The organism is Acinetobacter sp. ANC 4654 (assembly GCF_002135425.1).
In the GTDB taxonomy this organism is placed as follows: Bacteria; Pseudomonadota; Gammaproteobacteria; order Pseudomonadales; family Moraxellaceae; genus Acinetobacter; species Acinetobacter kyonggiensis.
This window is the reverse complement of the sequence record NZ_NEGL01000006.1, coordinates 289300-310791: the sequence shown is the minus strand read 5'-3', so window position 1 is coordinate 310791 and position 21492 is coordinate 289300. Positions and strand designations below refer to the sequence as shown.

General features: G+C 38.7%; 20 protein-coding genes and 1 CRISPR repeat array. Of the genes, 10 read left to right on the top strand and 10 right to left on the bottom strand.

Features of this window, described 5'->3' with window-relative positions; all coding sequences use genetic code 11:
* Positions 1-73 precede the first annotated feature (73 nt).
* Both B9T24_RS11455 and coq7 read left to right on the top strand, forming a co-directional pair.
* On the top strand, positions 74-1396 hold the full coding sequence (locus B9T24_RS11455) for an MFS transporter (protein ID WP_086165880.1): 1323 nt from the start codon (positions 74-76) through the stop codon (positions 1394-1396).
* A gap of 4 nt (positions 1397-1400) precedes the next feature.
* Positions 1401-2036, top strand: a complete 636-nt coding sequence (gene coq7, locus B9T24_RS11450; protein ID WP_086165879.1) for a 2-polyprenyl-3-methyl-6-methoxy-1,4-benzoquinone monooxygenase — start codon at positions 1401-1403, stop codon at positions 2034-2036.
* Positions 2037-2099: 63 nt separating this feature from the next.
* On the opposite strand, the gene B9T24_RS11445 is transcribed toward coq7, so the two are convergent.
* The 8 genes from B9T24_RS11445 to B9T24_RS11410 form a co-directional block, all read right to left on the bottom strand.
* Complete coding sequence (locus B9T24_RS11445) at positions 2100-2591, bottom strand: DUF2799 domain-containing protein (protein ID WP_228145707.1); 492 nt, start codon at positions 2589-2591, stop codon at positions 2100-2102.
* Positions 2592-2827: 236 nt separating this feature from the next.
* Positions 2828-3283, bottom strand: a complete 456-nt coding sequence (locus tag B9T24_RS11440) for a 2-amino-4-hydroxy-6-hydroxymethyldihydropteridine diphosphokinase (protein WP_086165878.1) — start codon at positions 3281-3283, stop codon at positions 2828-2830.
* Positions 3240-3620, bottom strand: a complete 381-nt coding sequence (gene folB, locus B9T24_RS11435) for a dihydroneopterin aldolase (protein WP_004648861.1) — start codon at positions 3618-3620, stop codon at positions 3240-3242. Before folB ends, B9T24_RS11440 begins: the two co-directional genes overlap by 44 nt.
* A 119-nt stretch (positions 3621-3739) precedes the next feature.
* On the bottom strand, positions 3740-5038 hold the full coding sequence (locus B9T24_RS11430) for an ABC1 kinase family protein (RefSeq protein WP_086165877.1): 1299 nt from the start codon (positions 5036-5038) through the stop codon (positions 3740-3742).
* Between the two features lie 58 nt (positions 5039-5096).
* The gene (locus tag B9T24_RS11425; protein WP_171264893.1) at positions 5097-5870 is read right to left on the bottom strand and encodes a HesA/MoeB/ThiF family protein; all 774 of its coding nucleotides are present in this window, start codon (positions 5868-5870) and stop codon (positions 5097-5099) included.
* A 232-nt stretch (positions 5871-6102) separates the two neighbouring features.
* A CRISPR array of direct repeats spans positions 6103-6373; the repeat unit is 28 nt; unit sequence GTTCACTGCCAGATAGGCAGCTTAGAAA.
* Positions 6374-6456: 83 nt separating this feature from the next.
* Positions 6457-8103 carry an AMP-binding protein gene (locus B9T24_RS11420; RefSeq protein ID WP_086165875.1) on the bottom strand — a complete coding sequence of 549 codons (1647 nt, stop codon included), beginning with the start codon at positions 8101-8103 and terminating at the stop codon, positions 6457-6459.
* 243 nt (positions 8104-8346) lie between these two features.
* On the bottom strand, positions 8347-9483 hold the full coding sequence (locus B9T24_RS11415) for an acyl-CoA dehydrogenase family protein (RefSeq protein WP_086165874.1): 1137 nt from the start codon (positions 9481-9483) through the stop codon (positions 8347-8349).
* Between the two features lie 281 nt (positions 9484-9764).
* Positions 9765-10535, bottom strand: coding sequence for a 3-hydroxyacyl-CoA dehydrogenase (locus B9T24_RS11410; RefSeq protein ID WP_086165873.1), 771 nt, complete (start codon positions 10533-10535; stop codon positions 9765-9767).
* Between the two features lie 155 nt (positions 10536-10690).
* Between B9T24_RS11410 and B9T24_RS11405 the strand changes: the two genes are divergently transcribed.
* The 4 genes from B9T24_RS11405 (at position 10691) to B9T24_RS11390 (ending at position 15173) form a co-directional block, all read left to right on the top strand.
* The gene (locus B9T24_RS11405) at positions 10691-11713 is read left to right on the top strand and encodes an AraC family transcriptional regulator (RefSeq protein ID WP_086165872.1); all 1023 of its coding nucleotides are present in this window, start codon (positions 10691-10693) and stop codon (positions 11711-11713) included.
* A gap of 338 nt (positions 11714-12051) precedes the next feature.
* Positions 12052-13374, top strand: a complete 1323-nt coding sequence (locus B9T24_RS11400) for a sphingomyelin phosphodiesterase (RefSeq protein ID WP_171264895.1) — start codon at positions 12052-12054, stop codon at positions 13372-13374.
* A gap of 9 nt (positions 13375-13383) precedes the next feature.
* A complete protein-coding gene (locus B9T24_RS11395; RefSeq protein WP_086165870.1) occupies positions 13384-14334 on the top strand; it encodes a lipase secretion chaperone in 951 nt (316 codons plus the stop codon).
* 485 nt (positions 14335-14819) lie between these two features.
* The gene (locus B9T24_RS11390) at positions 14820-15173 is read left to right on the top strand and encodes a hypothetical protein (protein WP_086165869.1); all 354 of its coding nucleotides are present in this window, start codon (positions 14820-14822) and stop codon (positions 15171-15173) included.
* Between the two features lie 361 nt (positions 15174-15534).
* Here the strand turns inward: B9T24_RS11390 and prmC are convergent, their stop codons facing one another.
* A complete protein-coding gene (prmC, locus tag B9T24_RS11385) occupies positions 15535-16353 on the bottom strand; it encodes a peptide chain release factor N(5)-glutamine methyltransferase (RefSeq protein ID WP_086165868.1) in 819 nt (272 codons plus the stop codon).
* Complete coding sequence (gene prfA, locus B9T24_RS11380) at positions 16353-17441, bottom strand: peptide chain release factor 1 (RefSeq protein WP_074947502.1); 1089 nt, start codon at positions 17439-17441, stop codon at positions 16353-16355. The genes prmC and prfA overlap by 1 nt, the downstream gene beginning before the upstream one ends.
* A gap of 365 nt (positions 17442-17806) precedes the next feature.
* Here prfA and B9T24_RS11375 point away from each other — a divergent pair, with 365 nt between their 5' ends.
* The 4 genes from B9T24_RS11375 (at position 17807) to yiaA (ending at position 21424) form a co-directional block, all read left to right on the top strand.
* Entirely contained in the window at positions 17807-18238 is a 432-nt protein-coding gene (locus tag B9T24_RS11375) for a hypothetical protein (protein WP_086165867.1), read from the top strand.
* A 504-nt stretch (positions 18239-18742) separates the two neighbouring features.
* Entirely contained in the window at positions 18743-19249 is a 507-nt protein-coding gene (locus tag B9T24_RS11370) for a glycine zipper domain-containing protein (protein ID WP_086165866.1), read from the top strand.
* A 516-nt stretch (positions 19250-19765) separates the two neighbouring features.
* Positions 19766-20767, top strand: a complete 1002-nt coding sequence (locus tag B9T24_RS11365; protein ID WP_086165865.1) for an LLM class flavin-dependent oxidoreductase — start codon at positions 19766-19768, stop codon at positions 20765-20767.
* 180 nt (positions 20768-20947) lie between these two features.
* Positions 20948-21424, top strand: coding sequence for an inner membrane protein YiaA (yiaA, locus tag B9T24_RS11360; protein ID WP_074945843.1), 477 nt, complete (start codon positions 20948-20950; stop codon positions 21422-21424).
* Positions 21425-21492 lie beyond the last annotated feature (68 nt).

Sequence of the window (21492 nt, the reverse complement as noted above, 5' to 3'; positions counted from 1 at the left end):
ATCATACATGATTTTTATCGTGTTTTACCAAATGCTCACATTTCTTAATAAAACTTAATGAAGTCCAGAAACCATGGAAAAAAATGAACATCTTTTAGGCACGCGTCGATTTTTACCGATGTTTGTTACTCAATTTTTCGGTGCTCTCAATGACAATGTCTATAAACAAGCGCTGTTATTGGTCATTACCTATGGCTGGATTAATCAACAAAGCGCGGATGTCAGTACACTCAATAATCTCGCAGCCTTATTGTTTATTTTACCCTATTTTATTTTCTCTGCGACAGCTGGACAAATTGCAGACAAGTACGAACGCTCACAACTTGTACGTGGCATTAAAATTCTTGAAATTGTGATCATGTTGATTGGTTCGGCTGGCTTTATTTTAGGTCATTTATGGCTGTTATTATTGGCTTTATTTTTAATGGGGACGCACTCCACCTTCTTTGGGCCAATTAAATATGCCATTTTGCCTGAAATTTTAAAACCGAATGAATTGATGTCTGGAAATGCATTATTTCAATCGGGTACATCCATGGCAATTTTAATCGGGATGATCTTAGGTGGCGCAGTGATTTCCATGTCACAAGGCAATCTAATTTGGATTAGCTTAACTGTGGTGACTATTGCCATTTTTGGTTATTTGTCGAGTCGCTTTGTATTAAAGCAAAATGTCACGTCGCCTGATCTCAAAATTGACTGGAATTTTTTTAGAACCAGTTTTCAAACCTTGAAATATGCCAAAAGCTTGCCGATTGTCTTTCTCATTTTACTGGGCAATTCTTGGTATTGGTTTTATGGCGCAACGTATCTGACCCAAATCCCACAACTGACACAACAAAATTTACATGCCTCTGAAAATGTGGTCAGTCTACTCTTAACCTTTTTCTCTGTAGGCATTGGTGTTGGTTCATTATTGTGTCGCAGAATTGGCGGTTCAGCAGTGAATTTAAAGATGGTGCCTTTGGGTGCAACTGGCCTAACTGTTTTTGCTTTTTATTTGGCGGCAAGTTTGGCTTTTGTTCCCGAACGTACAGGTGAAATGCTGGGTTTAAAAGATATCTTTACCCAAGGGTTAAGTTATTACCATGTCATGCTTGCTGTGACATTACTGGGGATTAGTGGTGGTTTTTATATCGTACCGCTATATGCCATGATGCAAGCCTTTTCTCCGCGCTCACATCGTGCGCGCGTGGTGGCGGCAAATAACATCTTAAATGCAGTATTCATGGTATCCTCTGCTGTATTTTCCATTATCATCTTAAGTATATTCAAGATTGATATTAAAATACTTTTTAGTATTACCGCTATTTTAAGTGCTATTTTCACAACATGGCTCTTGTTTAAACTCAAACCTATGCTTGCTGCACATCACCAAAATGCTTTAGAGGATTAATTTTATGCGTCAATATACGGGTATCGACAAATTTATTCATTCATTTGACCAAGCGCTACGCAGCCTCGTTCCAGGAACAACCACTGCACATCGTGAAAATCCAAGCAGTGATGTTGAAACAAAACTAGCCGTGAGTGAAGCGCGTCATGTTGCGGGCCTAATGCGCGTCAATCATAGTGGTGAAGTGTGCGCACAAGCGCTTTATCATGGTCAGGCACTGACTGCGAAATTGCCCAATGTACGCCATGAAATGGAACAAGCTGCCGTTGAAGAACAAGATCATTTGGCTTGGTGTGAAGACCGCTTAAAAGAACTCGATAGCCATACCAGCTTATTCAATCCTGTTTGGTATGGACTTTCATTTGGTATGGGCGCACTTGCAGGCATTGCAGGTGATAAATACAGCTTAGGTTTTGTGGCTGAAACGGAACGTCAAGTGAGTTTACATTTAGAAGACCATATTAAACAGCTACCTGCGCAAGATGATCGTTCACGTAAAATTCTAGTGCAAATGAATGAAGATGAATTACAGCATCGAGATACAGCGCTTAATGCTGGCGGTGTGGATTTACCCGCACCTGTACGCATTACCATGACTGCAATTTCTAAGCTGATGACCAAGACCAGTTATTATATTTAAGTGTTTTTGCATGATGAAAGCCCACATTATTGTGGGCTTTTTAATGAATCATAAAAGTAAAATTTACAACCTATTTTGGCGTTTAAAACGTTCTAATTTACGATCAGCTTCATAATAATTAAATTCAACTCTGTCTTGTTTAATTCTTAATTCTTGAATTAATTTACGATATTTGTCCCGATTTTCGGGGCTGGTTTTATCATCAAGTAGCGCTGTACGATAACGCTCTAAATTATCCAATAAATCATCTTGTTGTTTTTTAGCATTATAATAATCAGATGCCACATCATAATAGGGCTTTAATTGGCTACGTTTTTCTAAAGGACACACACTGTACGATCCTGAACCTTTTAATGCCTGATCAAATATATTTTCAGCCGTACAATAATAACTTAAACCACGTTGATAGCCCTGCTGATAAAGCTGTTGATTGGGTTGAATACCCGCTTTTTCACAGGCCTTAAAATATCGATCAATGCGGCTCACGTGACCTGAACTGCCGTCAATTTCGCCAACAGAAAACCATTGTGCAGTATGACATTGTTCTACGCTCATACTGCTACACCCTGTCAAAAACATGACCATGATGCCTAAAAGTTTTATCTTTGCCATCTTGCTGTTCTTTATATCCATAAGTACACTTTTTAAATAACTTAAAAACAAAAAACAGCCAACAGATTGCGCCGTTCTTGCATTTGTCTCAATAAAATCAAGCTATATAGCAATACGATTTGACCGACTCAGAAAACTACATACCAAAGACTATAGTCAAGCAAAGCAGTTTGTGCCCGCTACGAACTAAGATTAGATTGAGTCAAATGCACAATGGGATAATCAATAGCAGTATCGTATATAAATATCACATGCTTCCACACATCTTGCATTGGAATTTTTACATCTAAAGCCAAGGGTATTTTTTTCGGATTAAATTGCATGTGTTCTAAATCCATGCCCCAAGCAATCAAATCTACATCTAACGAAATAAAATGGGAAGGACGTACACGACCTGAATCCACTTCCATTTTTTTCAGTAAATGAAGAATTTCATCAACATGCAAATGAGACTTAAGCAAACAAGCGGCATTCCAATAGTCTGCCCCAATCGCATCGCGGCATGGAATTAAATAAATTTCAGAGAATTGAACCTGCCCCATTTCAGCAATCTGGGAAAATGCCTGCTTAAAATGTTGTTCAGGATTGCAATTACTCGCCAGAGCTAAGGCGAATATCGTTTCGGTGGCGTTCAAGACGAATTCCTACAGAATTTGCTTGCGCGATAATGGCAGGCTTCCTGATCGTAATCATAATAGATTCGACTGCGGGAAAGGTAGTAAAAAGTGCATTTAGCACCAGTTTTGCTGCATGTTCGATCAATTCTGGCTGTGCTTTTTGAATCACAGTGGCTGAAATTTCACAAATTTCCGCATAATTGAGCGTATCTTTCAATTCATCCGAATTTGATGCTTGCTCTAAATTGGTCTGAATAGTCATATCAAGCATTAAAGGCTGAATAATTTGACGTTCCCAATTAAAACAGCCAACCACTGTTTCAACTTTCAAACCTTCAATGATAATTGCGTCCACATTTTTACCCTTAACAGATTTTGACTTTTTAATCCCTCCCAACCTCCCTTTTTAAAAGGGAGGAGCTTTTAAGTCCCTCTTTGAAAAAGGGGGATTTAGGGGGATTTTCTTAAAACAACTTAGTTTTTTAACAACACATTCGGGTCAAGCGTTTGCACCATTTGCAAACGTTGGTCTGCATAAATATCGGTATACGGTGCAAGAATGCGCATGAAGCGATCAAAATACAACATTTGCTTAAATAACAAGGCAAAGTCACGTGGGAAACGAATACCGTGACGCTCACCCACACCAACCATATCCATCATAATATCGTTTAAATCGGCAGGATTTGAACTTAATATTTGCTGAGGATCTGCCATTAATACTCCACTAAATAAGCGCTCTAAATCAGCTGCTAAAACTTGGGTATCAATTTTCTTATCAGTCATGCCCATTTTCAGCATGTTTTCTGCCATCAGGTTGTAATCCGTTCTTTGTAGTGCATCCATAAATGCAATTGATGCCGTCCACACTGTTGGATTTAACTGCCCAACGATACCGAAATCGATAAAACCCACACGACCATCTTCAAGTAACATCAGATTACCTGCATGTAAGTCAGCATGGAAACTGTTACACATCATCAGGCTACCAAACCATGTATTCATGGCTGTAATTAAAACCTGAGATGGATCTTTAGAAACTCTTTTGACCACATCAAAATCGGTCAAAGGTACGCCATACAAACGCTGCATGGTCAGCACACGGCGCGTTGAATATTGATGATAGACTTTTGGTGCAGTGGCTTTATTGTTTTGAGTGACATTCAAATAATTGACAAAATCATCTAAATTTTGTGCTTCTTCAATAAAATCAACTTCACGTACCATACGGGTTTTAATTTCATCGACAATATCAGCAAGTGATGCAAATTTTACTTTCGGTACAGCTTTTTCTAAAACTTTGGTTGCCCAGTGTAAGACATTTAAATCGGTATAAAGTATGGTTTCTACGCCCGGTTTTTGCACTTTAATCACAACATCTTCACCAGTGACCAATTTAGCTGCGTGAACTTGTGCAATCGATGCTGAAGCTAAAGGTTTTTCCTCAATCGAAGCAAAAATTTCATCTAAATTTCTGCCTGCAAATTCAGAGGCTAAAACACCTTGTACATAACTAAATGGCAATGATGGTGTTTGGTCTAAACAACCTTGAAATTCTTCCACATATTCACGTGGAAATAACGATGGTGTACTGGCAATAAACTGCCCAAGTTTAATATAGGTTGAACCTAAAGATTCAAAAGTTTCGCGCATCAATTTTGCGTTACTTGGTTTTTCAGTGGCGTATTTAATGCCTGCTTTGGCCGCAATGACAGCTGTTTCCCCGACTCGGGCAACTGAACGCAGTCCATCTAACCAGATATTGTTTTTCATAATGTCTAAGTAGAATTAAATTGTAGTGAGTGTAGCAAAAAAATATTCTTTTGCAGGACTATCTTGCCTGACAAACTGAACAATCTGGATCTTTTTCAAAAGCCAGTAAGCGTTGTTTCATGCTTAAGCCATCCCAAAGCAACAGTTTTTGCTTCAATGGGGTTTGAGCTAAACCTAAATAAAGCAAGGCATGATGTGCTTGTAAACTTGCCATGACATTCGGTGTTGTTGCAAGTACGCCTGAATCTGCACAACGTAAACTTTCGTTTGCATGTTCTTCTTTTGGAAATAAACACTCATAGCAAGCGGAATCGCCTTCTACCATAAACAATTGACCTTGAAAGCCTATGGCTGATGCACTAATTAAGGCGACATTCAATTGCGTACAGGTTTGATTCACCAAATAACGAGTAGTGAAATTATCGCAACCATCCAAAACTAAATCTTGAGTAGAAATGAGTTGTTCTACATTGGTTTCATCAAGTTTAGAGGTATAACTTTCTATGCGAATATGTGGATTAATTTGCTTTAAGCGTTTTGCGAGTATTTCCGATTTGTAAAAGCCAATATTTTCTTCTACATAGGCTATTTGACGTTGTAAATTGCTTATTTCAATGGTGTCGGCATCAATTAGGGTGATTTTCCCCACACCTGCGCGTGCTAATAGTTCCGCACTTGTACAGCCTATGCCACCACAACCCACTATAAGGACATTGGCAAGTTTAAGTTTTTCTTGTGCTTCTATATCCCAACCATCAAGAAGAATTTGGCGTGAATAAAGGTGCATTTCATCATCATTTAACTCTAAGTCCATGTCGAGTAGATTAGTCACTAAGTTGTCCCACTTGCATTTGCTGATTTATAACCTGCGTAGATTATAAAGGATATCCTCTTTCTGTTCTGTAGAAGTCTTTGACAAGAACCCTTTTTTACCCCAATATTTCAAGCACTCTTTAACAGCCCTATAAAATCAATAGGTTACAATTTTTAAAAAAACTTTGGGTATTTTGCATTTTTTGGCATTAACTCCTTGTTATTTTAAAGCTTTGTCCTTTATATTTACTGTTCACTGCCAGATAGGCAGCTTAGAAAATACACCAAGAGTCTATCCATGGTTTTACAGAGTTCACTGCCAGATAGGCAGCTTAGAAAACCTGAAGACTGGCGTGAAGTTCCTGAAGATTCAGGTTCACTGCCAGATAGGCAGCTTAGAAATCAAGACTTAGGTGTAATGCCAAGTCTGTATAGTTCACTGCCAGATAGGCAGCTTAGAAATTTAGAATTAACACAAAGCGATATTGCGGTACGTTCACTGCCATATAGGCAGCTTAGAAAATGATTAACCTTAAAAAAACCGCCCTAAAGAACGGTTTTTAATTTAACAATAATAAAATGCTCTTAGAAAAGGCAAAACCTAATTAACCGACTTTTTGAATCCCTTGTATTTTGGCAATTTCCTGTTGTTTCAATAAATTTCGCTGAATTTTTCCACTTGAGGTTTTAGGCAAACTTTCTACAAATTCAATCTCTTTTGGATAAGCATGCTTAGATAAACGCGAACGTACATATTCTTGCAATTTATGACTTAACGCATCCGAAGCTGAAAATTGAGGTTTTAAAACCACAAAAGCTTTAACGACTTCAGTCCGTTCTGGATCTGGCTTACCAATCACAGCAGATTCAAGAACTTCACTGCATTCCAGCAATGTACTTTCTACATCAAAAGGACCTACACGATAGCCTGATGTTGTAATGACATCGTCAGCACGACCGATAAAGTCAACACCACCTAATTCATTCAATCTAACTGTATCACCCGTTAAATAATAATGACCTACAAAGGATTTACGATTATTTCCATCATAGCCTTTAAACCAAACCAGTGGTGATTGTGAAAAATCAATTGCTAGTGTACCTACGCCACCTTTCTCCACTTCTTCATTGTTCTGATTTAAAACACAAAAGCGATGTCCCGGATTTGCAAATCCTGCTGAACCAATTTTAATTTCATGTGCTAATGCATGATGATTGCCAATTACCATGCCTAATTCGGTCTGTCCATATTGATCATAAATATTCACATTTAAATCATGGTTAAACCAATGAATCACTTCAGGGGTTAATGGCTCACCTGCACTACTCACGACACGCAAATGCGCTTTAATAGATGGATCAAACTTTTCTTTAAAGCCAAAGAACATACGAAATGCTGTCGGTGAACCTGTTAAATTGCTTACTTTATATTTTTTTATAATCTGTACAGCATTATCTACACTAAATGCACGTTCATCCATAATAATGCTATGACCTAAACTTAGTGGTCCTGTAATACCATAATACAGTCCATATGCCCAACCCGGATCGGCTAAATTCCAGAAAGAATCCTCCGCACGCAAATCTACGGCATAAGCCATATAACCTTTAAATGCCAATACAGCCTTTAATGGGACTGGTACAGATTTAGCTAGACCCGTTGTTCCCGAGGTAAACATCATTAAAAAATCATCTGCAAATGTTTGCATGACAGGTTCAAATGCTGAAGATTTCTTGGTAAGTTCTGTCCAAAAATCACCATCTTGCTGACTTAAGGTATCAAGTTGATACACTGTTAAAATATGAGGTACATCAACACTATTAAGTTTTGGACGTTGTTCTTCATTGGTGACTATCAATCGAGTTTTAGCCGTATTAATACGATGTTCTATCGCTTTAGACTCAAATGCAGTAAACAAAGGTTGATATATCGCCCCCATTCGCCAAGTTGCTAAAATGGTAATGAGCAATTCAGGTGTACGTGGTAATAAACCCGCAATACAATCACCTGCTTTTAAGCCCAGTGACGTAAAATAATGGGCTAATTTCCCTGATGAATCTGCCAGTTGCTCAAATGTCCACTCAGCCGATTCACCATTTTTACCTTCCCAAATTAAGGCAGTTTTATTTGAACCAAGATGGCGCTCACAACATTCAACATAGGCGTTGATTGCTTGAGGTGTACCTACCAATTGCTCAGCAAGAAATTGATCAAAATTAAACTCTTGATATGCTTGTTCTAGCGTCTTCATAGCAACAACCTCTTATCCATTTTTATAAAAATGTAATTACTTTATGCAGTTGCTTTATGTAATTACATTTTGTCCATTTTCATTGTTGTTTTCATTTTCAAATGCCAAAAAAATTCAGCATTTTAACCATTTTTACTTCACTCATGACCTAGATAAACATGATTAGCGAAATCCTACAATTTCCGAATCCATCAAAAAATATGCAGGATTTGAACACCCACTAAAGTCTTAAATTGAGCCTATTCAAAGCTTGGTCACTTCACGTGCAATCACTAAACGTTGAATGTCTGATGCACCTTCATAAATTTGGCTCACACGTACATCACGGTAAATTCGTTCGACTGGAAAATCAGAGACATAGCCATAACCACCATGAATTTGAATTGCATCTGAACACACACGTTCAGCCATGGTTGAGGCAAACAATTTCGCCATTGAGGCTTCTTTTAAACACGCTAAGCCTGCATCCTTTAAAGTGGCCGCATGGAAAATCAATTGCCGTGCCGCTTCAATCTGGGTTGCCATATCGGCTAAACGAAATGCCACAGCCTGATGCTGAACAATTTCCACCCCAAAAGCTTTACGTTGATTGGCATATTCCACCGCTGCATCCAATGCCGCACGTGCCATCCCAACAGATTGTGCAGCAATACCAATGCGTCCAGATTCCAAGTTAGATAAAGCAATTTTGTAGCCTTCACCTTCCTGACCCAATAAATTTTCGGCAGGAATTCGACAATGATCAAAAATAATGGTTGCCGTATCTGAACAATGTTGTCCCATTTTTTCTTCAAGACGAGAAACAACATAGCCTTCTGTTTCAGTAGGAACCAAAAAACAGGAAATACCTTTTTTTCCTGCGGCTTTGTCTGTCACCGCAAATACAATTGCAACTTGAGCATGTTTACCTGTAGTAATAAATTGCTTCGTGCCATTTAATACCCAAAAGTCGCCATCACGTTCGGCCTTGCACTCGAGTGCGCCTGCATCTGATCCAGCCTGAGGCTCTGTTAAACAAAAGCAGCCCAACCATTCACCTGTTGCTAATTTGGTTAAATATTTTTGTTTCTGATCTTCTGTACCATAACGCTGAGTAATCCCACATGGCAGTGAGTTTTGAACGCTGACTATGGTAGAAATAGCGCCATCACCTGCAGCAATTTCTTCTAGTGCCACCACAAGGGAAACATAATCCAATCCCGCACCGCCCCATTGTTCAGACACAGTCATGCCTAAAGCACCCAACTCACCCAGTTCTTTTAGTTCTTGTGCGGGAAATTTTGCGGTTTTATCTCGCTGTGCAGCAGTTGGTTTGAGTTTAGCTTGCGAATAATTCCGCATCATGTCCTGAACCATTTTTTGTTCTTCATTTAAAAGCATTGAGCGTCCCTTTTGTGTTCAGATTGTTAAATTCGACATTTATTAAAATTTAAGAAATATTTGATACACGACAATCCCATTCGCAACCTGAGACATTTCTAAAAAGATAATGTTTCTGCGAGGAAGTGGGCTGTAAATTCGATTAAACAGGTTTTGCGAATGGAGATGGTTTTGCCTACTTTTCCCGAAAGAAAAGTAGGTCGAACCGAAGGTTATACAAAACCTTTACTTAATAATGCAAAGACTCCACCACAAAGATCACGATCACAAATCAAAATAGATTATTTAGGCTGCATACGAATCGCACCATCTAAGCGAATCACTTCACCATTCAAATACGCATTTTCAAAAATATGTCCCACCAAATGTGCAAACTCTTCTGGCTTTGCTAAACGTGGTGGAAATGGCACCATTTGCCCCAAAGCATCCTGCACATTTTGCGGCATTGCTTTCAGCATGGGTGTTTCCATAATCCCTGGTGCAATCGTCATCACACGAATAGCTTCACGTGCAAGTTCACGTGCTAAAGGTAAAGTCATAGCAACCACAGCACCTTTAGAAGCAGCATAAGCAGTTTGCCCAATTTGACCATCAAATGCAGCCACTGAAGCCGTGTTTATAATCACACCGCGTTCTTCTTCACCTACTTTCAACTCATACTTAGCAATTAAATTTGCAGCGAAACGAATCATATTAAAGGTTCCGCTGACATTAATATTCAGTACTTTTTGGAACATGGCAAAATCATGCATGCCATCGCGACCCAGCACTTTGGCTGATGGTGCAATCCCTGCGCAGTTGACCAAACCATTCAATTGCCCATATTGCTGCTCAATATTTTCAAAGAATATTTTTACTGCATGTTCATCGGTCACATCCAATTTCACAAAAACAGCGTGCTCGCCTAAATGCTGTTGCATTTCCATACCCAGCTCATCATTCATATCCACCATGATGACTGTGGCTCCCTGACCAACCAAATGCGTGGCCGTTGCAGCACCTAAACCCGATGCACCGCCCGTTACTACAAAGACCTTCCCTTGAATTTTCATTTTATTTTCCTATCAATTCTTTGAATAAATACTCGACTTAAGATGCAGAGTAAATGTAGTCAGGCTTGAGTACAATTTCCAAATATTGCATCATCTATGATGGATTTGGACAATTCAAACTATCGGACCAATGAACTAAACATGGACATCAGCACATGAATGAACAAGATTTAAACGATAGTAAAGGTACAATCTCGATCAATCTTGTGCATGAGGCATTACTTTCTGCGCAACATCAAGGCTTAAACACGCAAAGCATCTTACTCAAATCTGGCATTCCTCTAGAGTTAATGCAGTCCAGTAAAGCTCGTGTTTCAGTTTCTCAATACGCACAACTCTGGATTGAACTTGCGGATGCCATGAACGATGAATTTTTTGGTATGGACAGCCATCCGATGCGTCGTGGAAGTTTTAAACTATTATCGCAATCCGTTATGTATGCTGAAACACTGAAACATGCAGTTCAACATATTTTGCAATTTTTAAATCTGATCTTAGATGATTTTATCAGTCAATTATTTGTACAAGAAAACTATGCTTATATTGTGATTTATGAACAAAAACAGACTAAAAGAATGTTCAGTTACGCCACTTATTTAATGCTCATTCATGGTTTGATGTGTTGGTTAAGCGGGCAACGCGTTTTACTCAACCAGATTCAACTTAAATGTGATTCACCCGTAGATGATCAAGACTACAAAGTTCGTTTTTGTGAAAATATTCAATATAACAGCAATGAAAATTACATTCAGTTTGATGCGAATTATTTAAACATTCAAATCAAGCAGGACCAACAATCGTGGTCTCAATTCATTCAACAAACGCCACAAAACCTATTGGTTCGCTTTAAAAACCCACATGCCATTAGCACGCAAATACGTAAACATTTAATGCAGGTTCCACCAGCAGAATGGTTAGAACTTAATGAAATTGCCCATCGTTTAAATATGTCGGATGCAACCATCCAACGGCGCTTAAAAAGTGAAGGCGTGAGTTACCAACAGCTCAAAAATGATATCCGACGTGACACAGCCATTGAATTTTTGACTAAAACAAACAAAACCCTACAAGATATTAGTGATGACTTAAGCTTTCATGACCCAAGTGCATTCCATCGTGCCTTTAAGAAATGGACGGGTGTCAGTCCGGGTGCTTATCGTCAAAATAAAGAACTGTAATTTACGTCTATTATTTACATAGACTGCAATGAGGGTCTATGGACATTTTATGTGCAAAAAAAATAGCGAATAAATCAAATTCAATCGCCAAAGTGATCCTATAAAAGTTCTATTGCTCTAGCTTGTAGCTTTATCTAGTTGCCATGATGAAATGTCAACAGCCTCCTAAATTTAAATCATTTTTTTGACATTCATTCGTCGGAATGTAATATTGCTGTCGCACATTGTCACTGACTTGAAAAAATTTCGTGCCATAGTGATCTCTTCATATTGTTACATAATATTTAATAAAAACATCATGGAGGGGACTAATGAGCACCCAATTTAATAAAAACTTAATGACAAATATTGCATGGCTATCATTGTTACTATGCAGTCAGCAAGCGATTGCTGACACATACATTTATGTGACCAATACCACCCCTGAAACGGTATCCGTCAATATTAATCATCACGGTACACGAACCTTAGTTCAGGGTAACGAATGGGCACAAGAAGCCACCCAAATTGCCCCTTACGAGACCAAACGTGTCCTGCGTTATAATCGTTATACGGGGGTAAAGTCGGGTCAAACCTATAATTTTGATACCGTAATTACGGGCGGTGGCTCAAGTGTAACGCTAAAACAATCGATGACAGGTACGTGGTCTGGCAGTGATATTAAACATTCTGCTTCTGGTAGTGATTTTTCTGCACCGTGGTTCAACAATCGTAATATTCAGCGCTTCAACACCAACTATGCGGGTAAAGCAGCCCAAACTGCATTTAAAGCTGAACTCACGGGCGGCTATGATGACTTCCACTACACCATCCATCAAAACACGGTGCCAGAACCAGTCAACAGCAGTGCCAATGAATTTAAAGTTTTAACCTATAATATTTATGCGCTTCCTGTGGTTGCAAGTAAAATTGATGAGCGTTTAGATCAACTGCCACAAAACTTAAAAGGCTACGACGCCATTTTATTTCAAGAAGCTTTTGCTTCTGGTCGTACCGCAATGTTGGCAAAATTAGCACAGGAATATCCTTACCAAACTTATATTCCAGTGGGTTCTGGCTTTAATATTTATGACAGCGGCATACTGGTTGCGAGTCGTTACCCTATCGTGAAGACGGATCACTTAATTTATCCTAACTGTACAGGCACTGACTGTTTTGCAGATAAAGGCGTGGTCTATGCTGAAATTCTGAAAAATGGTAAGGCTTACCATGTGACCTCAACGCATACCGCATCGTTCGATACCGTTGCCGCACGTGACTTACGCCAACAACAATTTAAACAAATCCGTGCTTTGGTCGATAAACAAAATATCCCATCATTTGATGCAGTACTAATGGGAGGTGACTTTAACGTCAACAAACTACTGTGGCCGCAAGATTATGACCAGATGTTGAGTAACCTCAATGGCACTGCTCCAGTCAGCACAGGATATACAGAATCAACCTTTGATCCACGTGTAAATAAACTATCGGGTGCTGGCCTAAGTGGTGGTTCTACAGTCGAATATTTAGACTATGTGGTGTCATCGAATAATCATCGTCAACCCATGCAAGCACGTAACGATGTACGCATTATTCGCTCAGCTGCCGATCCATTATTTATGACTTGGGATTTATCTGACCACTTCCCTGTCATGGGTCAATTCCAATACAACCCATAAGGAATATCAATGAAGCGCTTTGGGCTTATTGCTTTGGTGCTGAGTTTATTGGTGATGGGTGTTGGTATATGGTTGGGTCTTAACCCATCATATGCCACATCGGATCAAACTCAGACGTCATCACCATCCCTTACAGAAACGGGTCAGCCAATGGGTTTGCAAGATAAGCTTGCCGCTGCAAACAATGACGAGTCAAAAATGCAGCAACAAGAATCGATCAAACAAATGATTCAATTCTTTCAAAAAAATCCAGGCAATATCACACAATTATTGACCCAGTTACAGCAAAACTGCCCTGATGCAAACTGTCAGGCACTATTAAAACAGGTATTAGCCGAATATCCTGATCAACAGTTTGCCCAGACTTTAGAGCAACTGCTTGAACGCTTACCACTCTATGAAAAAGAAATGCAAGCTAAAATAATGTCAACGCAAATGACACCACAGCAGCGTTATCAGGAAATTTGGAATTTACGTGAGCAAATTTTAGGTCAGAAAGAAGCACAGCTCGGCTTTGCTGAAGAAAAAGAATTTGCTAGCTATCAATTTGCCTATGGCGAACTCCTGAATCGAGCACCGCAGATGACGCAACAGCAACGTCTGAGTGAACTTGCACAACTGCAACAACAATATAAAAATTCAAGCAAAAATATTGATGGCCAAAGTGGCAGTTATGATAAAGCACTTAAATTGGCTTTAATTGGTGTCACCGACCCTGCACAACAACAAAAGATTACCCAACAGTTGCTTAACAATTACTTCTCACCTAAAGAAGCCGCACAATTGGCTGCGCGTGAACAACAAGTCGCTCAGCAACAGCAACAAGTGGCGAGTTATCAATCGGAGCTTGCGACTTTAAACCAAGAAATGAACCAGCAAAAACAAAGCTTGCCTGAAAGTACTTGGCAGCAGCAATATCAACTACGGCTGGAACAACTACGACAAAAGCACTTTAATTAGTGGCTTAAGCATTCACCATTTCTACCCAAAAAAAGCACAGCTAAAGCAAAGTTATGAAAATAATGTTGCTTTAGCTTGTCATCATGGCTTGAATTTCTTTGATATTTTTTAGTTTGAATCAGCTATCGTCAAATAAAAACCATACAGCAAAATTATTAAAATAAGTATATTTATTTCATATCTTTAGAATTAATTTAAAGGTAGCTTAAAACCAAAATCTAGCTATATCTCAACTCAGTACTTAATTTTATATAAACACCAATCCATGTACATACCTTATCTAATTACCATGATGAAGCATCAACAGACCCTATTATTAAATAATTTTAAGGTTTTCATACGCTTAAAAACTCAATTTTTCATTCATCGGAAGATGTTTGCATAAAGCCTTTAAATAGGTTATTTTTCACTCAATTTAAAAGCATATTTTATGCTTAACCCGCTGTTCTTCTCCTGTAAAACCACCTTAAATTAAAGGTTCTGTCATGCTTAAAATGATTGATGTTCTCGATCAACGTCTCGTGCAAAACTTCACCCAAGCTTTGCAGTCTCCTACTCCACAATTTGAAGAGCAACTGAATCAAGGCATTCTAAATGCATCAGATCTTGATTTAAATCATGCTGTAACTGCATTTTTTAATGAAGTCGATGCCATTGAAGTAATACAAGCACTTGATATTAGTGCTGACCATATTCAAGCCCTTCAGTTAGGTGCATCTTTTAAAGATGAACAATATTTAGCTGATCTAAAGAAAATTGTGACGCTTTGCCTTGCACTCGAAACAGATGCTTTAGAGCAAGTTGAAGTATCCGATTGCCTACAAGATTACCCAATGTAATATTGTAAATGGCTTTTAAAAGCGACTCTTTTGAGTCGCTTTTTTATGAATAAATCATTATTTAATACGTTATTTTGATCGAAATTTATAGTCGACACTTATGTTCTATATTGTACGATAGGCTATTTATGGTGATCACTTTACTTAAACTAGTGCTGATTGCAATAACTTTTTCTTTGTCTTACCTGAAGATAATTGCAAGTACTTGAAACGCACAATGTAATTACAAAAGAATTACATTTAGAGAAAAGTGCGGCTACTCCTTTTTTAATCAAAAATCGAAAAACAATGATTAAACGCTAAATAAATAGGCAAAAAAAAAGCGCATAATACGCTTTTTTAAAATCTCTTTCTTTTTCAGCTATTTTGAACAACCAATTGTTACGCGATTATTACCGCTGTAATCTTTAATGGTTTGAATATCTTTATAACCATATTTCTTAAACAGTTGATACACCACACCTGCTTGGTCATAACCATGCTCAAGTGCAATCCAACCGTTGGCAGTCAACCATTTTTTACCATTTTGAATGATAAATTCAATATCAGCTAGACCATTATTGCCTGCCACTAAAGCACGTCGAGGCTCTGCCGCTAAATCCTTAATGTGCTTATCCTGAGGGTCAATATAGGGTGGATTGGATACAATCACATCAAAGAATTGGTTTTTTTCTAACGCTTTAAACCAACTACCACATGAAAATTTCACGTGCGGTAAGTCATGTTTATCTGCATTAAACTGTGCAACTTCTAAAGTCGGTTGATAGATATCAGTTGCCGTGATAGACCAATCTGGACGCTCACTGGCAAGTGATAAAGCAATTGCACCTGTACCTGTGCCCAAATCTACAATCCGAGCATCTTCAGGTAAGTTTAAATGCAAAACGGTTTCCACCAAAACTTCAGTGTCTGGTCGCGGAACTAAAGTATCTTTGGTTACTTTTAAATCTAAAGTCCAGAATGGTTGTGAACCTGTCACATAAGCCAAAGGTTCGCCAGCTTCAATTCGTGCCAATGCCGTAACATAGGCGTGTTCTTGCTCTGCTGTTAATTCTTGCGCTTTTTTCATCACCAAATCAAAAGAATCGATTTTAGTAATGTGTTCAAGCAACCACGCATTTTCTTGGCGTTCGTAACTTTCCGATTCACCGCGTAAGGCTAATGCCTGTGCAATATTCATTAACCACCATTCTGCTGTGCAAGCATTGCTAACTGATCTGCTTGATATTCACGATGTAAACTATCCAGTAATTCTGTTAAATCACCTTCCATCACGGCATCTAACTTATATAAAGTTAAGTTAATACGATGATCGGTCATACGCCCTTGCGGATAGTTATAAGTACGAATACGTTCTGAGCGGTCGCCTGAACCCACCAAATCACGGCGCATTTCAGACGTTGCAGCATCAGCAGCCGCACGTTTGGCATTTTCTAAACGTGATACCAAAAGTGCCATCGCTTTAGCTTTGTTCTTATGTTGCGAACGCTCATCCTGACATTCCACCACCGTACCCGTTGGTAAATGGGTAATACGAACAGCAGAGTCAGTTTTGTTAATATGCTGACCACCCGCACCCGAAGCACGGTAAGTATCAATACGTAATTCAGATGAATTAATTTCCACCGAAGTATCGACATCAACTTCAGGTAAAATTGCTACGGTACATGCAGAAGTATGAACACGCCCTTGCGATTCAGTCGCAGGAACACGTTGTACACGATGCGCGCCACTTTCAAATTTCAAACGACCGTAAACACCATCGCCATTAATCAGGCAAATGACTTCTTTATAGCCGCCATGCTCACCTTCATTTTCAGACAGTACTTCAAGACGCCAACCTTGAGTTTCAGCGTATTTACTGTACATACGATACAAATCGCCAGAGAAGATCGCAGCTTCATCTCCCCCCGTTCCAGCACGAATCTCTAAATAAGCAGAATTGGCATCATTGGGATCTTTCGGAATCATTAAAATATTTAAATCAGCTTCAAGCTGAGCAATAATGGCTTTATTGTCCTTAATCTCTTCTTGCGCCATTTCTTTGAAATCAGGATCAGAAAGCATCGCTTCAGCAGTTTCAATATCTTTTTCTGCTTGGGTGTACTTTTTCCAAACTTCAGTAATTTCTGTTAAGTCATTATGCTCACGCGAAAGTTGACGAAAGCGTTTGTTGTCAGAAATGACTTCTATATCCGCAAGCAATGCGTTTAATTCTTCATGACGGTCAGAAAGTTGATCTAATCGTAAACGTAACGATTCTTTCATTGTGTAAAATATCTCAAGACAATGGCTATCTCTATGCCTTACATGACATAAATCAGCTCAAAAAAATTGTGCTTAGTGTAACGATTCTAGGGTGTAAATGACATAGATATTGTTGCGACAAACCCTCTTATTAAAAAAGGACTTTTTGAAAATGTGATTTAAATCACTCCTAGGTTTATTCATATTTCAATTACAAATGTATCTTTGACAGACTTTTTTACACATTTTTAATAAAACTAATACAAAGCAGACACTAAACCACATAACTCTGCTTCGTCATCTCCATATTTCACCAAATATTTTTGTTACATTTACTGCCATCGAAAGCAATTACAATGGTCCGCTTTTTGGACATGGAGTTAACTATGAAACTTAATGCATTATTATTAAGCGCGACATTAGCAGCAACCTCAATAATAGCAGTGAATGCTCATGCTGATAATACAACTCGCGTAGCTGCAACTTCTGCATTAGGTAGTGTAGCAGGTACGGCTATTGGTAAAAGCATGGGTGGCAATACTGGCGCGATGATTGGTTCTGCTATTGGTGGTGCGGGTGGTGCTGCTGTATCAGCAAACAAACGCGACCGTACTGGCGCTGCGATTGGTGGTGGTTTAGGCGGTGTGGGTGGTTATACTGTAGGTAAAAGCGTAGGTGGTACAACTGGTGGTTATGTGGGTTCAGCTTTAGGTGCTGCGGGTGGTTCTGTACTCGGTAAAAAAGTATCACAAGACCGTCATGCTGACCAACGCTCTTATAAAAAGCACTCTAAAAAATACCGTCGCAACCATCGCTAAGTTATCATTAGCTAACTGAATAATAAAATTTCTTATTCTAAAAAATGCCAGTCAGTTCAAAAACTGACTGGCATTTTTTTAACTTCGATTCAATGTGCTTTCACCAAACTTTCATTCAGGACGATGCTCAATAAAATCACTTGGAAAAATAAAATTTCTGCCACTAAAGCTGCAATAAAAAGCTTTTGATGAATTCTGTGCTGGATACGATATCCCTTTCGGCTAAAGCAAAGAATCCAACCCGCTCCAAATATTGATTTAAAAGTAATCCACCGTCATAAATCAAAAAAATGAATATTTTTTTTAAACCCAAAATTTCCCCGCATGACATTGAATTGATGTTTTTTACAGCATAAACATGCTATTCCCCTCTATCTCTCCCCAATCATGAATAAATTGAGTAGATAAAGAATACAAACGATTAACACGCTGTTCATCTTCATTTCCAAATCTTTGACTACATTAGACTCAAGATATAACGAAAGCTTCAAAAAGGAGTTTGCCATGAAATTTAATTCAATGATTATTGCCGCTGTAGTTGCAACATCAGCAGTAACAGCAACAACAACCTATGCTGATAGTTCTACACGTGTAGCAGCGACTTCTGCTTTAGGCAGTGTGGTCGGTACTGCACTAGGTAAACAAATGGGTGGCAATACTGGGGCAATGATTGGTTCTGCAATTGGTGGGGCTGGTGGTGCTGCAATCTCAAGCGATCGTCGTAACCGTACGGGTGCGGCAATTGGCGGTGGTCTAGGTGGTGTGGGTGGTTACACGCTAGGTAAAAATGTTGCCGGTACAAACGGTGGTTATATTGGTTCAGCGTTAGGTGCTGCGGGTGGTTCTGTACTGGGTAAAAAAGTCAGTGAAGACCGTCGCTATGATGAAGATCGTGATGACCGCAACCGTTATAACAACAATGGTTATCGCAACAGCAAATACAGCTACAATGACCGCAATTACAGACACGACAATGGTCGTCATCGCGGACATTATAAAAACCATCGTTAATCCTAAAGACTTAATTTAAAGCACCTTCGGGTGCTTTTTTTATGGCTGCTAAAGAAGCACCTAAAATAGATCAAAATATCCAACAGACCTCTTTCATAAGTTCTTTTTTAATCAATACAAGTAATTCATAAGGCCAATATTAAAAAACAAACTTTAGGAAATATTGGATTCATGAGTGTGGCATGGATGCCACACGTTTCCCATCCTTGCGCTGCATTTTAAAGCAGTGCTTAAAACTGGCTCAGGATGTCGTGTATGGGAAACAAAAGGTTTTTCTTGCGTAGCAGTGCTCCTCATTTTGACCTTTCAAAAGTAGAGATAATGCCTACACAAAGACATAAAAATCCAATCAATCAAATGAGGCAGTGCTGATTTTAAAAACTCGAATATTGAATATTTTTTGATTTATACAAGTTATCTAATATATTCGAAACAACACACATATCGAAAAAAAACGATATACAAGTTCAATCAGGCATCGTATGCTCTACTTAGATTCTATATTTGAGAAAACAGATGCGCTCATTAAAAGACACCCCTTTTTCAATCCTTGAACTTGCTCCCGTTCGTGATGATAAAAGCATTCAGTTTTCACTTCATCATGCTTTGGCACTTGCACAAAAAGCAGAAGCATTAGGCTACAAACGCCTCTGGCTTGCAGAACATCATAATATGGATGGTATTGCCAGCTCTGCAACCGCCGTTTTATTGGGTTACATCTTAGCGAATACTCAAACTTTAAAAGTGGGTTCAGGCGGCATTATGTTGCCGAATCATGCACCACTGGTTGTTGCAGAACAATTTGGTACTTTAGCAACACTCTATCCTAACCGTGTTGAACTGGGTCTTGGACGCGCGCCCGGAACAGACCAAGTGACCATGCGTGCCTTACGTCGTGGTCGTCAAGAAACTGAAGATCAATTTCCACAAGATGTTTTGGAAATACTACAATATTTTAAAGCACCTGCTCCACAGCAACGTATTATTGCCACACCGGGACAAAATACTCATGTGCCAGTTTGGTTATTAGGTTCAAGCTTATTTAGTGCCCAATTGGCGGCAAAACTAGGACTACCCTATTCGTTTGCTTCACACTTTGCACCACGCATGTTGGATCAAGCCATCCAACTATATAGAGAAAACTTTGAACCTTCTGAATATTTAGACAAACCTTATGTTTCTATGGGCGTTCCAGCTGTAGTCGCGCAAACAGATGCAGAAGCTGAATATTTAGCCACTAGCGCATACCAACGTGTACTTGGCTTAATGCGTGGACAAAGCTTAAAACTTAAAGCCCCTGTTACAACGATGGATGGACTGTGGTCACCCGCAGAAAAAATGTCTGTCGATAATTTCTATGCCATGGCTCAAATTGGTTCACCAGACACAGTCAAAACTGGTTTAGAAATGCTATTAGAAAAATACAATGTCGATGAATTTATTTTCACTTGTGATATTTATGACACAGACAAGCGTATTGAAAACTTTGAATTATTAATGAATATCAAAAACGCCTAATCCCTTTAATACTGCCAAAATAGCACCTCAAACAGGTGCTATTTTTATTGTAAATCACCATAATGCTTTTTACGGCATTATTGACTTTACTCTATTCAGATTAAACAGCATTTGCGATCCTGTTCAGCTGCTGCATAATGGTGATATAAAAAACAATCCAATACAAAAATGGAAAATAGAATGAATCAATATATTAATAAACCAACATCTGCATTTATTGCTGCAAGTTGGGTTGCTTTAATTGCAGGTGCAGCAGCATATATGATCGGTTTATGGAATGCAGATATGCTGCTCAACGAAAAAGGTTATTATTTAATTCTCATTTTATATGGTTTATTCGCAGCAGTATCTTTACAAAAAATCATCCGAGATAAGCTCGAAGGCGTTCATGTCACCGCTATTTATTTTGGGCTATGTTGGGCTTCCATCGTGATCTGCATTGCACTGCTGAGTATTGGTTTATGGAATGCTTCACTTGAATTGAGTGAAAAAGGCTTTTATATCATGGCTTTTTTACTGAGCTTATTTGGTGCAGTTGCCGTACAAAAAAATATTCGCGATTTAGACTATCTTAGAATGCATACACAGCCACCTAGTGTGCCGCATTATTCACAAACACCCTTTGAAAATATAGAACATGATGATGAAAAAAATTAAGGTGTGTTAAAGCATAATCTTTTTTGCAACGTCTGATCCCAGTCAAATCCTCTATGACATTTAAAAAT

Excerpts from the sequence above, each read along its gene's own strand:
- B9T24_RS11455 (WP_086165880.1), top strand. The coding sequence starts at position 74 with ATGGAAAAAAATGAACATCTTTTAGGCACGCGTCGATTTTTACCGATG.
- coq7 (WP_086165879.1), top strand. The coding sequence starts at position 1,401 with ATGCGTCAATATACGGGTATCGACAAATTTATTCATTCATTTGACCAA.
- B9T24_RS11445 (WP_228145707.1), bottom strand. The coding sequence starts at position 2,591 with ATGAGCGTAGAACAATGTCATACTGCACAATGGTTTTCTGTTGGCGAA.
- B9T24_RS11430 (WP_086165877.1), bottom strand. The coding sequence starts at position 5,038 with ATGAAAAACAATATCTGGTTAGATGGACTGCGTTCAGTTGCCCGAGTC.
- B9T24_RS11420 (WP_086165875.1), bottom strand. The coding sequence starts at position 8,103 with ATGAAGACGCTAGAACAAGCATATCAAGAGTTTAATTTTGATCAATTT.
- B9T24_RS11415 (WP_086165874.1), bottom strand. The coding sequence starts at position 9,483 with ATGCTTTTAAATGAAGAACAAAAAATGGTTCAGGACATGATGCGGAAT.
- B9T24_RS11410 (WP_086165873.1), bottom strand. The coding sequence starts at position 10,535 with ATGAAAATTCAAGGGAAGGTCTTTGTAGTAACGGGCGGTGCATCGGGT.
- B9T24_RS11405 (WP_086165872.1), top strand. The coding sequence starts at position 10,691 with ATGAATGAACAAGATTTAAACGATAGTAAAGGTACAATCTCGATCAAT.
- B9T24_RS11400 (WP_171264895.1), top strand. The coding sequence starts at position 12,052 with ATGACAAATATTGCATGGCTATCATTGTTACTATGCAGTCAGCAAGCG.
- B9T24_RS11395 (WP_086165870.1), top strand. The coding sequence starts at position 13,384 with ATGAAGCGCTTTGGGCTTATTGCTTTGGTGCTGAGTTTATTGGTGATG.
- B9T24_RS11390 (WP_086165869.1), top strand. The coding sequence starts at position 14,820 with ATGCTTAAAATGATTGATGTTCTCGATCAACGTCTCGTGCAAAACTTC.
- prmC (WP_086165868.1), bottom strand. The coding sequence starts at position 16,353 with ATGAATATTGCACAGGCATTAGCCTTACGCGGTGAATCGGAAAGTTAC.
- prfA (WP_074947502.1), bottom strand. The coding sequence starts at position 17,441 with ATGAAAGAATCGTTACGTTTACGATTAGATCAACTTTCTGACCGTCAT.
- B9T24_RS11375 (WP_086165867.1), top strand. The coding sequence starts at position 17,807 with ATGAAACTTAATGCATTATTATTAAGCGCGACATTAGCAGCAACCTCA.
- B9T24_RS11370 (WP_086165866.1), top strand. The coding sequence starts at position 18,743 with ATGAAATTTAATTCAATGATTATTGCCGCTGTAGTTGCAACATCAGCA.
- B9T24_RS11365 (WP_086165865.1), top strand. The coding sequence starts at position 19,766 with ATGCGCTCATTAAAAGACACCCCTTTTTCAATCCTTGAACTTGCTCCC.
- yiaA (WP_074945843.1), top strand. The coding sequence starts at position 20,948 with ATGAATCAATATATTAATAAACCAACATCTGCATTTATTGCTGCAAGT.